Origin of the sequence: Streptomyces sp. 2A115 (assembly GCF_052245575.1) — a bacterium.
Classification (GTDB): Bacteria; Actinomycetota; Actinomycetes; order Streptomycetales; family Streptomycetaceae; genus Streptomyces.
This window is the reverse complement of record NZ_JBQQCG010000001.1, coordinates 49401-63756: the sequence shown is the minus strand read 5'-3', so window position 1 is coordinate 63756 and position 14356 is coordinate 49401. Positions and strand designations below refer to the sequence as shown.

The following is a 14356-nucleotide window of genomic DNA, read 5'->3' as shown; positions in this document are numbered from 1 at the left end:
CCGTCACCTGCCGGGAGTCGTAGAAGGCGGAGTGGGCCGCGGGGAGGACTCCGCGGCCGGAGTCGGCGTTCGCGTGGGCGTCGGAGTCTCGCTGGGCGTCGGAGCCGGCAACGGGGCGAGCGCCTCGGGCGGCACCACGGGGCCGGACACCGACGACTGCTCGGCTGCGGCACTCGGGACGCCGCGGACGCTGCCGTCGGGGTTGAGGAAGGCCGGGTCGCCGCCGGGCACCATGCCCAGCTCGCGGGCGCGGCGCTGGAGGGCGTCCGGGGCCGAGTAGTCGTCCACGTCCCGCTGGAGCGCCTGCTCCTCGTCGGTGAGGCTCTTCGTGTCGCTCTGGAGGTCGTCGAGCTTGAACGCCCCTTCGCTGAGGGCGGAGTTCAGGACCAGGAGTCCGATCAGGCCGCCGCCGAGCAGCAGCACGACCAGGAGAACGAAGGGCGTACGGGCGGCCTGTCCGGAGCTCGTCGGGAAGAGCCGCGCGAGCCGGGCCGCCCTCCCTTTCAGTTCGGGTTTCCTACTCACTCACCCTCCCGGTGAGTCGGTGTTTTCGGCCCAGGCACCCAGCGAGTTCGGGGGCCCGACTCACGCGTCGTCCCGTCACTCGGCGTCCTCCCGGATGCGCTGTGCCCCGCGCAGCCGCGCCGGGGCGGCCCGCCGGTTCTCCGCGACCTCTTCCTCGGTGGGGAGTTCGGCCCCGCGCGTCAGCAGCTGGAGCCTGGGCTGATAGCGCTCGGGGACGACGGGCAGGCCCGGCGGCGCGGTGTTGGCGGCGCCCGCCGCCAACACGTGCTTGACCAGCCGGTCCTCCAGGGAGTGATACGACAGCACGGCGATCCGGCCCCCGACGGCGAGCGCCTTCACGGCAGCGGGAATCGCCCTCTCCAGGACGGTGAGTTCACCGTTGACCTCGATGCGCAGCGCCTGGAAGGTGCGCTTGGCGGGGTTGCCTCCGGTGCGCTTGGCGGCCTGCGGCAGGGAGTCGCGGATCAGCTCGACCAGCCGCGCGCTGTTGCTGAACGGCTCCTTCTCGCGCTCGCGCACGATCGCGGACACGATCCGCTTGGCCTGCTTCTCCTCGCCGTACGCCCGGAGGATCCGTACGAGCTCGCCCGGCGGGTAGGTGTTGAGCACCTCGGCCGCGCTGATGCCGGTCGTCTGGTCCATGCGCATGTCGAGAGGGGCGTCCTGGGCGTAGGCGAATCCGCGGTCGGCCTCGTCGAGCTGCATGGAGGAGACACCGAGGTCGAAGAGGACTCCCTGGACGCGCGGGGTGTCCAGGCGGTCGAGCACCTCGGGGAGTTCGTCGTAGACCGCGTGCACCAGGGTGGCCCGGTCACCGAAGGGGGCGAGCCGCTCTCCGGAGAGGCGCAGCGCTTCCTTGTCGCGGTCCAGGGCGATCAGGCGGGCCTCCGGGAACCGGGTGAGCAGGGCATCGCTGTGGCCGCCGAGGCCGAGGGTGCAGTCGACCACCACGGCTCCCGGCCGCTCCAGCGCGGGGGCCAGCATGTCCAGGCACCGCTGGAGCATCACCGGGACATGTCGACCCTGTCCCTCCCGTCGCCCACCACCGCCCTTATTCGAATGCGCTTCGCGCCCCATTTGATCTGGGCCCTCTCAGGTCCGGCGCCGAGGTACGCACCGCCGGGTCCCCGCCCGCTCCGGGATGAAGGGGAAGGCCTGCCGGCGCCGGAAGCGTCAGCCGACCGGGAGCGGGAGGAGGCCGAGCCGTACGTACGCGCCGCGCACGCGGGGAGATTCCGGCACGTCGCCGGTCCTCCGGGGGATAACAGTCCAGCAGGGAGAACGTGTCGTCTCCAGCTTCGCGTCACTTTAGTCCACGGTGTCTCGCGGTCAATGAACCGCCCTGCGCGTCGCGGGCTCCTCCCGAGATGAAGCGGCAAATCGGAAAGATCCACCCGTACGGGTGCACGCAATCCACCCTTGTGGGTTACCTCACAACAACGCTCATTGATGTTCTTTGTCCCCTCTCACAGCAGGCCCGCCCTGCCTGTGACCATTACCGTCATCGGTATGACGACTTCTGCATCCGTTCCCGCAGAGCCCGAAGGCGCCATATCCATCGACGGCACGGTCACCGACCGGCTCGTCGAGGCCAACCAGCGGTACGCCGCCGCGTTCGCCGATCCCGGAATGGATGCCCGTCCCGTACTGCATGTCGCGGTCGTGGCCTGCATGGACGCCCGGCTCGACCTGCACGACGCACTCGGCCTGCAGCTGGGCGACTGCCACACCATCCGCAACGCGGGCGGCGTGGTCACCGACGACGTGATCCGTTCCCTGACCATCAGCCAGCGGGCACTCGGCACACGGAGCGTCATACTGATCCACCACACCGGCTGCGGTCTGGAAAACCTCACCGAGGACTTCCGGCACGAACTGGAGGACGAGGTGGGACAGCGTCCCGCGTGGGCGGTGGAGGCCTTCAGGGACGTCGAACAGGACGTGCGCCAGTCCATGCAGCGAGTACGCACCTCGCCGTTCCTCCTGCACACTGACGATGTACGTGGTTTCGTGTTCAACGTAAAAACGGGCCTGCTGCGCGAGATCGATCCCGCCTGACGTCCCCACCCAAAGGGCGCAAGGCCTGACATATCACAGCCAGTTATCCACAGGCGAGTGACACGAACCGGTAACGGCAACAACAATGCGGGTGTGGCGTCACGCGGAACTTTTCGCGCGTGGTGTCCGTGTTTCGGGGTGGGCCGGTCCGCATCGCAGAGCGTCGGCCCGGAGAAAGAACGGGCCGAGGAGGGCCGGGTGACGACCTATGACGATCGAGCGAGCCTTACAGATCTGACCACCACTGTGGAGAGAATCCGCAGTTCGGTGGAGGGAGTGATCGAAGGCAAGCCTGAGGTCGTGCGGCTTTCGCTGACCGTACTGCTCGCCGAAGGGCATCTTCTGATCGAGGATGTTCCGGGCGTTGGCAAGACCATGCTGGCCAAGGCGCTGGCCAAGTCCATCGACTGTTCGGTGCGACGTATCCAGTTCACTCCCGACCTGCTGCCCTCGGACATCACAGGTGTGTCCATCTGGGACCAGCAGCGCCGGGAATTCGAGTTCAAACCAGGCGCGATCTTCGCGCAGATCGTGATCGGCGACGAGATCAACCGGGCCTCGCCGAAGACGCAGTCCGCGCTCCTGGAGTCCATGGAGGAGCGCCAGGTCACCATCGACGGACATACCTACGAACTGCCCGGCCCCTTCATGGTGGTGGCCACCCAGAACCCGGTCGAAATGGAGGGCACGTATCCGCTGCCCGAGGCGCAGCGGGACCGCTTCATGGCCCGCGTCTCCATCGGCTATCCCAGCGCGGAAGCCGAGTTGCAGATGCTGGACATCCACGGCGGGGTGAACCCGCTGGACGACCTCCAGCCGGTGGCTCACGCGCACGAGATCGTGAAGCTCATCGACGCGGTCCGTACCGTCCACGTCGCCGACCCGGTGCGGCGGTACGCGGTGGACCTGGTCGCCGCCACGCGTAACCACCCCGACCTGAGACTCGGCGCCTCACCGCGCGCGACGCTGCACCTGCTGCGCGCGGCGAAGGCATCCGCCGCGCTCAGCGGCCGGGAGTACGCGCTGCCGGACGACGTCCAGGCACTCGCAGTGGCCGTCCTGGCCCACCGCCTGCTGCCCACCGCCCAGGCGCAGTTGAACCGCCGTACGGCCGAGCAGGTCGTCCTGGAGATCCTCCAGCGCACGCCCGTACCCGCGGCACCCCAGTCGCCGAGCGGTCTGGCGGTGGGGCGGAGCAGTTCCGCCTTCGGCCAGCAGCCGCCCCGGAGGCTGTGATGACCACCGGAGGGATGCCGGCAGCGCAGGCCGAGGAGGACAAGGGCGGGCTGCGCACGGCACTCGCCGGCCTCACCACGCGCGGCCGGTCCTTCCTGGCCGCTGGAGTGGCGGCCGCCATCTGCGCGTACGTCCTGGGGCAGAGCGATCTGCTCCGGGTCGGGCTGCTGCTCGCCGTGCTGCCGCTGGTCTGCGCGACCGTGCTCTACCGCACGCGCTATCGGGTCGCCGGCAGCCGTCGGCTCTCCCCCGGGCGCGTACCGGCGGGCTCCGAGTCCCGCGTCCATCTGCGGATGGACAACGTGTCGCGGCTGCCCACCGGGCTGCTCATGCTCCAGGACCGAGTGCCCTACGTGCTGGGGCCGCGGCCCCGCTTCGTGCTGGACCGGGTCGAGGCGGGCGGCCGGCGAGAGGTGTCGTACCGCGTGCGCTCGGACCTGCGCGGCCGCTATCCCCTGGGTCCCCTGCAGCTGCGGCTCAGCGATCCCTTCGGGATGTGCGAGCTGACCCGCTCCTTCTCGACGTACGACACCCTGACGGTCATCCCGCGCGTGGAGGCGCTGCCGCCGGTGCGGCTGACCGGCGAGGCGAAGGGGTACGGCGACGGACGGCAGCGTTCGCTGGCCCTGGCCGGCGAGGACGACGTGATCCCGCGCGGATACCGCTACGGCGACGATCTGCGCCGCGTCCACTGGCGCCTGACCGCGCGCTACGGCGAGCTGATGGTGCGCCGCGAGGAGCAGCCGCAGCGGTCTCGCTGCACGGTCCTCCTCGACACACGGGGCATCGCCTTCGACGGCACGGGCCCGGACTCGGCCTTCGAGTGGGCGGTGTCGGGCGCGGCGTCCGTGCTGGTGCACATGCTCGAACGGGGCTTTTCGGTACGGCTGTTGACCGATACCGGCAACTCGGTGCCCGGAGAGGGTGCCGACGGGTTCGCGGGGGCCAACCAGGAGTCGGCGGACGCCGCGGGACTGATGATGGACACCCTCGCGGTGATCGACCACTCCGACGGTACGGGCCTGTCGCGGGCGTACGACGTACTGCGTGGCGGGAACGAGGGGCTGCTGGTGGCCTTCCTCGGCGACCTGGACGAGGAGCAGGCGACCGTGCTCGGCAAGATGCGTCAGCGCAGCGGCGGTGCGGTCGCCTTCCTGGTGGACAGTGAGGCGTGGGTGCACGGAGCCGTCGACGAAGAGAGCGAGGAGCGGCTTCGGATGCTGCGCGAGGCGGGCTGGACCGCCCTGGCCGTCCCACCGGGCGCGAGCCTGGCCGACTTGTGGCGGGAGGCGGACCGACAGCGCAACGGGGTCGCGTCCACGGGGAGTACGGCGGGAGGCGGTGGCTCATGAGCGGGCGGGCACGACTGGCACTGTGCGCCGCGGCGGCGACGCTGATGGCGGCCTGTGCGCTGCTTCCGCTGGTCGATCCGGCGACCTGGTTCTTTCAGGCGGCGTTCCTGCTCGCGGTGCAGACCGGTGTGGGCGCGGCGGCCCGGCGGGTGCCGCTGGCGCGGCCGCTGACGATCTTGGTGCAGGCGCTGGTGACCCTGCTGCTGGCGACGCTGCTGTTCGCCCGTGAGCAGGCCATCGCCGGGCTCTTGCCCGGTCCCGACGTGTTCCGGTACTTCGGGGTGCTGTTGGAGGCGGGCTCGGAGGACGTCAGCCAGTACTCGATTCCGGCGCCGCTGTCCGACGGCATCCGGCTGATGCTGGTCGGCGGCGTGCTGGTGATCGGGCTCGCGGTGGACGCTCTCGCGGTGACGTTCCGCAGCGCGGCCCCGGCCGGACTGCCCCTGCTCGCGCTGTACTCGGTCGCCGCGGGTCTTTCGGACGGTGGCGCGGGATGGGTGTGGTTCCTGCTGGCGGCCGCCGGCTATCTGGTGCTGCTGCTTGCCGAGGGCCGGGACCGGCTCTCGCAGTGGGGCCGGGTCTTCGGCGGCGGGCCTCGCGCCCCCGCCGCGGAATCCTCGGGTGGCGCGGTCGCCCCGATCCGTACGGGGCGGCGCATCGGTGCCGTCGCGCTCGGCATCGCCCTGGTGGTGCCGCTCGCCCTGCCCGCGCTCGACGGCGGGCTGCTGGACGGCACGGGGACCGGTGTCGGCTCGGGAACCGGAGGCGGCGGCACGATCTCCGCGGTGAACCCGGTGGTCTCGCTCCGCAACAGCCTGAACGTGGACGAGGACCGCGAGGTCATGTCGTACCGCACCAACTCCGAGGAGACGCAGGACCTTTACCTGCGGATCGTCGCGCTGGACGAGTTCGACGGCACGGCGTGGAAGCCGGCCAAGCGCCGTATCGAGGACGTGCCGGGGTCGTTCCCGACGCCGCCGGGCCTCGGTGGCGACGTCCAGCGCACGGAGATCCAGACGAGGATCTCGGCGGCGAAGTCGTACGGGCAGGACTGGCTGCCCATGCCCTACCCGGCCACCCAGGTGGACATCAGCGGCAGATGGCGGTACGAGCCCGTGGGGCGCACGCTCGTCGGCGACCACGGCCAGACCACACGCGACCTGGACTACACGGTCAAGAGCCTGATCGTGCAGCCGACCGCGGAGCAGCTCTCCAACGCGCCACAGGCACCGGCAGCGCTGCGGCGTGAGTTCACCGAGGTGCCGGATTCACTGCCTCCGGTAGTGGCCAACACCGCGCGGGAGATCACGGCGGGCTCGGCCAACAACTACGAGCGTGCGGTGAAGCTCCAGGACTGGTTCGCCGCGGAGGGCGGTTTCACCTACGACACGGAGGTGCAGGTCGGCACTGGTTCCCAGGCGATAGCGCGCTTCCTGAGGGAGAAGGAGGGCTTCTGCGTCCACTTCTCCTTCGCGATGGCCTCGATGGCCCGCACACTGGGCATACCGGCCCGCGTCGCGGTCGGCTTCACGCCGGGTTCGCCCAAGGCGGACGGCACGATGTCCGTGGGGCTGCGGGACGCGCACGCCTGGCCCGAGCTGTACTTCGAGGGCGTGGGCTGGACCCGCTTCGAGCCGACGCCGAACCGGGGCTCGGTTCCCGAGTACACCCGGCCGGACACTCCGGGCACCACCCTCCCCGACCCGGCCGCCCCGTCGAGCTCCGCATCCGCGGCGCCCTCCGCCGAGCCGTCGGCCAGCGAGAGCTGCACGGCGGAGCAGCAGAGGCTGGAGCAGTCCTGCACCAGCGAGTCGCCGCAGGCGGCGTTCGGAGCGACCGACAACGGGCGGCCCTGGTTCCTGATCCTGGCGCTCACCCTGGGCGGGCTGGCCGTGGTCGCGGTTCCGCTGCTGCCGATGTTGTGGCGGATGCGGACACGGCTCGTGCGGCTCGGCGCGCACGGGCGCACCGAGGCGGACGCGGCGGCTGCCACGCTGGCGGCCTGGCAGGAGGTGACGGATACGGCGTGGGACTTCGGGATCGCGCCGGACGAGTCCCAGACCCCCCGGAAAGCGGCGGCCCGGATCGTCCGCATCGGGCACCTCGATCCGGAGGCCGCGGCCTCCGTCCACCGGGTCGCGGACGCGGTGGAGCAGGTCTTGTACGCGCCACGGCCCCGGCCGACCGCGGGCCTGGCCGATGACGTCCGCCGCATGACCGAGGGCCTTCGCACCACGGTCAACCGCGGCACCCGCCTCCGCGCACTCTTCGCACCGCGCTCGGCTGTACGGGTGGCTTGGGCGATGTCCGAGGGCTGGATCTCGCTGAAGGCCCGGGCGGCTGCTCGCTGGACAGCGGTTGTGCGTCGGCCGTCGGGGCAGAGCAGCGGCGGCTGAGAAGAGTCGGCCCTGTGGGGGCGCCTGCCCGGACGGGTGGGCGCCCCCACACGCTTGCGCGGGGCGGAGGACGAGTTGGCGAGTCGCACGACGGGTGCCGGGCTGCGGGCTGCGGGCTGCGGGCTGCGGGCTGCGGGCTGCGGGCTGCGGGCTGCGGAGGTTGAGGTGCCGGACTCGATGAAGTTCCGGACGCGACGGCGGCCGCGGCGGCCGCTGCTGCCGGCGTGGCGTTCTGTCGGGCCGCAGGGGCCCCGAGAACGTCCCTGCGTGCCGGGCCGAGCAGGCAGGACCGTGAGCCCAGCCTCAGACGCAGGAGGACTCAAAACGACGAACAGCGAACCACTCCGGCAATCGCCGCGACGGCACGCTGAAATCGGGGCACGCTGAAGGGGCGGCCACCCAGGTGGTCACCCCTTACGTGCGTCTGTCGGCCGGTGCCCTAAGGGCTAATGGCCGCCTTGCTCGTCACGGCGGCGCTGCCAGCGCTGTTCGATGCGGTCCATCATGGAGCGTCGCTGCCGACCCTGACGACGGGCATGCGGGGCATCCGCGCCCGGCGTACCCGCGGCGGGCTGCTCGCCCGGCTTGGGCGCCTTGCGCCAACCGGTGACGGCAAGCACCGCACAGCCCAGCATGACCAGGAAGCCCACCACGCTGAGCCACACCTGCTTGGCAACCATTCCGGCCATGAGGAGCGCGATACCCACCAGGAAGCCAGCGACCGCCTGGTAGACCCGTCGTCGGGTGTACGTACGCAGCCCGCTTCCCTCAAGCGCTGTCGCGAACTTGGGATCTTCGGCGTACAGCGCTCGCTCCATCTGCTCGAGCATTCGCTGCTCGTGCTCCGAGAGCGGCACGGCGTCCTCCTCATCGTGCAGTCGCCGGGGCGACCGGGGGTCCCCTTCAGGATAGGCAGGGAATCGCCCCCGTGAAACCCGCCCCTCTGCGCCAATTCGCCAACCGGAACCCGCCATGGCTTTCCGATCCACTGAGGCGTAGATTCCCCAGTGATCGGCCCGTCATGCCGGACGGTCTCCCCCGATCATACGGCGCCGAGCGCCCGATCGGGGGGCCTGTGGCGTACTCCATCTGCCGTCGAGCCCCTGATCAGCGGCGCACCACGGGAGGCGGCTCAGTCCTCGGCGGGCTCCGGCGTCTCACCGAGCACATGGAGCTGCGTCGCGACGGAGTGGAAAGCGGCGAGCTCGGCGGCCGCGGCCTCCAGCTTCAGCAGGGCCTCCAGGGCTCCCGGCTCGGTGTCCACGAGCACACCGGGGACCAGGTCCGCGAAGACCCGTACGCCGTGTACGGCACCGACGCGCAGGCCCGCGCCCGCGACCAGACCGGTGAGCTGTTCGGCCGTGAAGCGCCGAGGCACGGGATCACCCTCGCCCCAGCGGCCGTCCGGGTCACTGAGGGCCTGGCGGGCCTCTGTGAAGTGCCCGGCGAGGGCGCGCGCGAGCACCGCGCCGCCCAGTCCGGCGGCGAGCAGGCTGAGCACTCCCTCGGGGCGCAGCGCCCCGACCGCGTTGCGAATGCCCTCGGCGGGGTCGTCCACGTACTCGAGGACGCCGTGGCAGAGCACCGCGTCGTAGCCGCCGCGCTCTACGACGTCGAAGAGACCGTGCGCGTCGCCCTGGACGCCCTGGACGCGGTCCGCGACGCCGGCCTCGGCGGCCCGGCGCTCCAGCGCGAACAGCGCGTTCGGGCTGGGGTCCACGACGGTGACACGGTGGCCGAGGCGGGCGACGGGCACCGCGAAGTTGCCGCTGCCGCCTCCCGTGTCGAGCACGTCGAGCGACTCCCGGCCCGTGGCCTTGACCCGGCGGTCGAGGGCGTCCTTCAGAACGTCCCAGACCACGGCGGTACGGAGCGAAGCGCGGGGCCGAGAGGGGTCGGAGCGCAGCGACGCCGATTGAGGGCGAGGGTGGGAGACGGGCGGGCGCATCGGGTCCGACACGGCAGTTGACTCCTCGGCGCGGCACCGCCTCGTTTGCGGCGGAGCGATGGGGATACCTCCCCCCGCCCTGCTCGGAGGGCAGATGGAGATTGCAGGCATCCCCAACCCTATTGCCTCCCGCCCCGTCCCCGACCCTCCGTCTCGCGTGACTCGCACCGGGCCGCGACCGGCCCCCGGCCGGCCGGGCGAACGCCGGGCTCACGCGGCCGAAGTGATCCGGCGGACGCCGGCCTTGCGCGGCCCGAGCCAATCGGCGGAAAGCCGCCAGCACCACCCGGACCACCCAAAGGGCAGTCGCCGACTTTTGCCTCAACCGCCCGTCGGACAGCCGACCGCCCGGTACGAACCGAACCGCCCAGCGAACATCGGCCTTGTGCGGCCCGATCGTCCGTGTGCGGCCCGATCGTCCGTGTGCGGCCCGGCGGACACCGGCCTCCTCCATGGCCACGGTCGGCGCGACGGACCAAGACCCTGGTGCCAGTCATCCCGCGTCCGGCACGTCGGGGACGTCCCGCTGGTCGGGGACGTCGGGGGCTTCCTGTTCACCCTCCTGGCGCGGCTGCGGCAGGACAGGCTGCAGGACCAGCATGCGTTCGACGAGGCGGAGGAACATCGCCACGTCACGCAGCAGATCGTCGGCGTCGCGGGTGCTGGCCGCGCCCTGTATGCCCGCCTCCGCGCGCGCCCGGCGACGGGCTCCGGAGGCGAACAGCACGCTCCACTCGGCGAGTTCGGGCGCTATCTCGGGGAGCACTTCCCAGGCGCTCCGGATCTTCGCCCGGCGCCTCGCGGTGGGCTCCGGGCGGCCCCGGGCGGCGAGCACGGCGGCGGCGGTGCGCAGGGCTGCGAGGTGGGCCGTCGCGTACCGCTCGTTCGGCGTTTCCAGCAGGGCCGCCTCGTCGAGTCCGGCGCGGGCCTGGGCGAGCAGGTCGAGGGCGGCGGGCGGGGCCGTGGCCCGGCGGAGCACGGGATGCACGTCGCTCGCCGGGCCGCTCAGTGAGGGGGCAGGGCCGGTGACGCGGCGCCGACGGGCGGCGGCTGCGGAAGAGGTGGCCATGACGAACCTCCTGTCGTCTGTGTGACGGCACTGTGGCCGTATGTGCCCATCGTGAGGTATGCCACTGACAATCCGTTCTGACCTGGACTTTTGCTTCGATCGAAGGTTCGAGATAGCTTTTGCACTGACCAGTCAGTTCAAAAGTGAGATGGGGGAAGCTGTGGACGGTGCACACGGGTTCGGCGTCACCGCCGAGAACTTCGGACTCAAGGGCCCCCGCGGCTGGGCGTTCCGCGGAATCGACGTCGCCGCGGCCCCCGGCTCGCTGATCGCGGTCCAGGGACCGTCGGGCTCGGGCCGTACGTGCCTGCTGCTCGCGCTCACCGGGCGGATGAAGCCCACCGAGGGGCACGCGAAGGTCGGTCCGTCCGAGCTGCCGAGGCAGATGGCGGCCGTCCGCCGGTTCAGCGCACTCGCCCATGTGCCCGGCGTCACCGATCTGGACCCCGCTCTGTCCGTCGCCGAGCACCTGCGTGAACGGGCACTGCTGCAACGGAGATTCGGCGGCTCCGTACGCGGGCTGCTCCGGCCGCGGAACGAGCGGGTGACAGAGGCCCGGCTGCGGATCGACACAGCGCTGGCAGCCGCCGGGCTCGATCGCGAGGCGCTGGCCAAGGGCTCCCGGACCGCCGTACGCGACCTGGAACGGACCGAGGCGCTGCGCCTGTCCATCGCCCTCGCCCTGATCGGCCGCCCGCGGCTGCTCGGCGTCGACGACACCGACCTGAAGCTCTCGGAGGCCGAACGGACCGAGGTCTGGGCGCTGTTGCGCTCCCTCACCGAAGCCGGGACCACGGTAGTGGCCGTGTGCAGCGAGGCACCCGAGGGCGCGGTCGTGGTGACCACCAAGCCCACCCCCGAGCCCACCGACCCCTCCCCCGAGTCCACCGAGTCCCCCGAGGAAGACAAGGAGTCGACGGATGCGCTCGCCGAAGCTGGCCGCGCTTGAGCTCAGGCGCTTCGGCAGGGGGAAGCTCCCGCGCGCGGCCCTGGCCTCGCTCCTGCTGCTGCCCCTGCTGTACGGCGCCCTCTACCTGTGGTCGTTCTGGGACCCGTACGGCCGTCTCGACCGCATCCCCGTGGCCCTCGTGAACGACGACAAGGGGGCGACGGCAGCCGACAAGAAGGTCGTGATGGGCGACGAGATCACCAAGGGCCTGCGCGAGAGCAAGACGTTCGAGTGGCACGAGGTGAGCGCCGCCGAGGCCCGCGAGGGAGTCGAGAACGGCACGTACTACCTGTCGCTGACCATGCCGTCCGACTTCAGTAAGAGGATCGCCTCCAGCTCGGGCGACGCCCCGGAGACGGGCGCTCTCCAGGTGCGTACGAACGACGCGAACAACTACGTCGTCGGGCAGATCTCCCGGACCGTCTTCGGTGAGGTGCGTACGGCCGCGTCGACGAAGGCATCGCGGTCGTTCCTCGACAGGATCTTCATCTCGTTCTCCGACCTCCACGGGGAGACCGAAAAGGCCGCCGAGGGGGCCGACAAGCTCAAGGGCGGCATCGGGAAGGCCAAGAAGGGCTCGAAGGATCTCGCCGACGGCCTGAAGGACGCCGAGGAGGGCAGCGGTGAGCTCTCCTCGGGTCTGAAGAAGCTCGACACGGGCGCGGGCGACCTGGAGGACGGTTCCCGGCAGGTCTCGGAGGGCACGCAGGCGCTCGCGGACAAGGTCAACGGCGTCGCGGACAAGGTGGGGCCCTTCCTGAAGGGCAACGAGAAGGAGATCGGCGACACGGCGCAGCTCGTCGCGGACTCCGCCTCGGCCATCCGCCACAACCTCGACACGCTGGTGAAGGCGGCCCCGGCCGCCGCCAAGGGAGCCCATACGGCTTCCGACACGCTGAACGGCGTCTACAAGGCGCGCTGCGAGACCGGGACCGTACCGCTGCCCGACGCCGCCTGCCCGGAGCTCGAGAAGGCCAAGGAGGCGGCCGCGGACGTGGCCAAGGTCGCCGACGACGTGAACGCCCTGGTGGACGCTCAGAACGGCGATCTGGACGCTCTGGACCAGCACCTGACCACGCTCGAGAAGCAGGCCCAGGCGCTCGCCGACCGCTCACCGCACCTCTCCGAGGACCTGACCACCGCAGTCTCCGAGATCAACGAGCTCAACAAGGGTGCCGGGAAGGTCGCCAAGGGGGCGAAGACGCTGCACACGGGACTCGGCACGGCCAAGACCGGTGCGGCCGACCTCGACACCGGGGTCGGCGACCTCAAGACGGGCGCGACCGATCTGGAGGGGGGTATGTACAAGCTCGTCGACGGCTCGGGGAAGCTCGCCGGCGGACTGCGCGACGGCGCCGACCAGATCCCCGACTACGGCAAGAAGGACCGCGACCGGCGCACCGAGGTCATGGCCGACCCCGTGCGGCTCGCCTCCAAGGACCTGCACAGGGCGCCCAACTACGGCACTGGTTTCGCCCCGTACTTCATCCCGCTATCCCTGTGGGTGGGCGCGATGGTGGCGTACATGCTGATCCAGCCGCTCAACCGGCGTGCGCTCGCGGCGGGCGCCTCCGCCTGGCGTATCGCGCTCGCGGGCTGGCTGCCGGTGGCCGCCCTGGGAGTGCTTCAGACGGTCGCGCTGATGTCCGTACTCCACTGGGGGATCGGTCTGGAGATGGTACGGGCGGCCGGGACGGTGGGCTTCCTGTTCCTGGTGACGGCGTGCTTCGCGGCGATCGTGCAGTGGCTGAACGCGCGCTTCGGAGCGGCCGGTCGGATCCTCGTCCTCGCCTTCCTGATGCTGCAACTGACGTCGGCGGGCGGTACGTACCCCGTGCAGACCAGTCCCGGCTTCTTCAACGCGATCCACCCCTTCATGCCGATGAGTTACGTCGTCGAGGCCCTCAGGAGGCTCATCACGGGAGGCGGCCTGGGCCCGGTCTGGCAGGCCTGCGTCGTCCTCGCGGCCTTCACGGCGGGCGCCCTCGCGCTCACCGCGGTGTCCGCGCGGCGCAAGCAGGTGTGGACCCTCGACCGGCTGCACCCGGAGCTGAGCCTGTGACAATCGGGGCCATGGAAAGCAGCAAGACGGTGGAACGCGGCGGCAGCCGGAGACAGGCGACCCGGCAGAAGCTCTACGAGGCGGCGGTGACACTCATCGCCGAGCAGGGCTTCTCGGCCACCACCGTGGACGAGATCGCCGAGCGTGCCGGAGTGGCGAAAGGCACGGTCTACTACAACTTCGCGAGCAAATCCGTCCTCTTCGAAGAGCTGCTCCGGCACGGGGTGGGACTCCTCACCGCCTCCCTTCGGGAGGCGGCCGAGAGGACCGCCCAGGACGGTGGCAGCAAGGTCGACGCGCTGGACGCGATGATCCGGGCGGGGCTCGTCTTCATCGACCGCTATCCGGCCTTCACGCAGCTGTACGTGGCGGAGCTGTGGCGCACCAACCGGACCTGGCAGTCCACCCTGATGGTGGTCCGACAGGAGGCCGTCGCGGTCGTCGAGGGCGTACTGCGCGACGGGATCGCGAACGGCGAGCTGAGCGAGGAGATCGACGTCCGGCTGACGGCTTCGGCCCTGGTCGGCATGGTGCTGGTCGCGGCCCTGGACTGGCAGGCCTTCCAGCCGGAGCGCTCCCTGGACGACGTCCATGCGGCGCTGTCGCTGTTGCTTCAGGGGCGGGTCGGCGGAGGCCGCTGACCCGCCCCTGACCCGCTGACACAAGGAAGCGCCGGTCTGATGTGGCCGCGTCCCCCGCGGGCCACGCCTGACCGGCGCCACCTTTTCGTGCTCCCCCGTACTTCCCCCGTGCTCCCCCGT

General features: G+C 71.0%; 12 protein-coding genes. 7 read left to right on the top strand and 5 right to left on the bottom strand.

The features are described 5' to 3' along the window. Positions 1-3: 3 nt before the first annotated feature. The gene (locus tag ACTWQR_RS00300; protein ID WP_443224767.1) at positions 4-525 is read right to left on the bottom strand and encodes a septum formation initiator family protein; all 522 of its coding nucleotides are present in this window, start codon (positions 523-525) and stop codon (positions 4-6) included. Between the two features lie 75 nt (positions 526-600). Continuing rightward, entirely contained in the window at positions 601-1602 is a 1002-nt protein-coding gene (gene rsmH, locus ACTWQR_RS00295) for a 16S rRNA (cytosine(1402)-N(4))-methyltransferase RsmH (RefSeq protein WP_443224766.1), read from the bottom strand. Positions 1603-2034: 432 nt separating this feature from the next. Between rsmH and ACTWQR_RS00290 the strand changes: the two genes are divergently transcribed. The 4 genes from ACTWQR_RS00290 to ACTWQR_RS00275 all read left to right on the top strand — a co-directional run bounded on the left by ACTWQR_RS00290 (position 2035) and on the right by ACTWQR_RS00275 (position 7567). Continuing rightward, complete coding sequence (locus tag ACTWQR_RS00290; protein WP_443224765.1) at positions 2035-2583, top strand: beta-class carbonic anhydrase; 549 nt, start codon at positions 2035-2037, stop codon at positions 2581-2583. Between the two features lie 198 nt (positions 2584-2781). Further along, positions 2782-3819 (top strand): AAA family ATPase, encoded by a 1038-nt coding sequence (locus ACTWQR_RS00285; protein ID WP_443224764.1) that lies wholly within the window; start codon positions 2782-2784, stop codon positions 3817-3819. Next, positions 3819-5171: a DUF58 domain-containing protein gene (locus ACTWQR_RS00280; protein ID WP_443224763.1), complete on the top strand. Its 1353-nt coding sequence runs from the start codon at positions 3819-3821 to the stop codon at positions 5169-5171. Before ACTWQR_RS00285 ends, ACTWQR_RS00280 begins: the two co-directional genes overlap by 1 nt. Then, positions 5168-7567: a transglutaminase TgpA family protein gene (locus ACTWQR_RS00275; RefSeq protein WP_443224762.1), complete on the top strand. Its 2400-nt coding sequence runs from the start codon at positions 5168-5170 to the stop codon at positions 7565-7567. Before ACTWQR_RS00280 ends, ACTWQR_RS00275 begins: the two co-directional genes overlap by 4 nt. A 446-nt stretch (positions 7568-8013) precedes the next feature. On the opposite strand, the gene ACTWQR_RS00270 is transcribed toward ACTWQR_RS00275, so the two are convergent. The 3 genes from ACTWQR_RS00270 to ACTWQR_RS00260 form a co-directional block, all read right to left on the bottom strand. Further along, a complete protein-coding gene (locus ACTWQR_RS00270) occupies positions 8014-8424 on the bottom strand; it encodes a DUF3040 domain-containing protein (RefSeq protein ID WP_443224761.1) in 411 nt (136 codons plus the stop codon). Between the two features lie 275 nt (positions 8425-8699). Continuing rightward, positions 8700-9527 carry a class I SAM-dependent methyltransferase gene (locus ACTWQR_RS00265; RefSeq protein WP_443224760.1) on the bottom strand — a complete coding sequence of 276 codons (828 nt, stop codon included), beginning with the start codon at positions 9525-9527 and terminating at the stop codon, positions 8700-8702. Positions 9528-10008: 481 nt separating this feature from the next. After that, positions 10009-10584 carry an SAV_6107 family HEPN domain-containing protein gene (locus ACTWQR_RS00260; RefSeq protein WP_443224759.1) on the bottom strand — a complete coding sequence of 192 codons (576 nt, stop codon included), beginning with the start codon at positions 10582-10584 and terminating at the stop codon, positions 10009-10011. 148 nt (positions 10585-10732) lie between these two features. Between ACTWQR_RS00260 and ACTWQR_RS00255 the strand changes: the two genes are divergently transcribed. From ACTWQR_RS00255 to ACTWQR_RS00245, 3 genes are read left to right on the top strand one after another with little or no spacing between them, the layout of a single operon-like run. Next, a complete protein-coding gene (locus ACTWQR_RS00255; protein ID WP_443224758.1) occupies positions 10733-11533 on the top strand; it encodes an ATP-binding cassette domain-containing protein in 801 nt (266 codons plus the stop codon). Beyond that, entirely contained in the window at positions 11505-13595 is a 2091-nt protein-coding gene (locus ACTWQR_RS00250; RefSeq protein ID WP_443224757.1) for a YhgE/Pip family protein, read from the top strand. The genes ACTWQR_RS00255 and ACTWQR_RS00250 overlap by 29 nt, the downstream gene beginning before the upstream one ends. A gap of 11 nt (positions 13596-13606) precedes the next feature. Beyond that, positions 13607-14236, top strand: coding sequence for a TetR/AcrR family transcriptional regulator (locus tag ACTWQR_RS00245; protein ID WP_443224756.1), 630 nt, complete (start codon positions 13607-13609; stop codon positions 14234-14236). Positions 14237-14356: the final 120 nt, after the last annotated feature.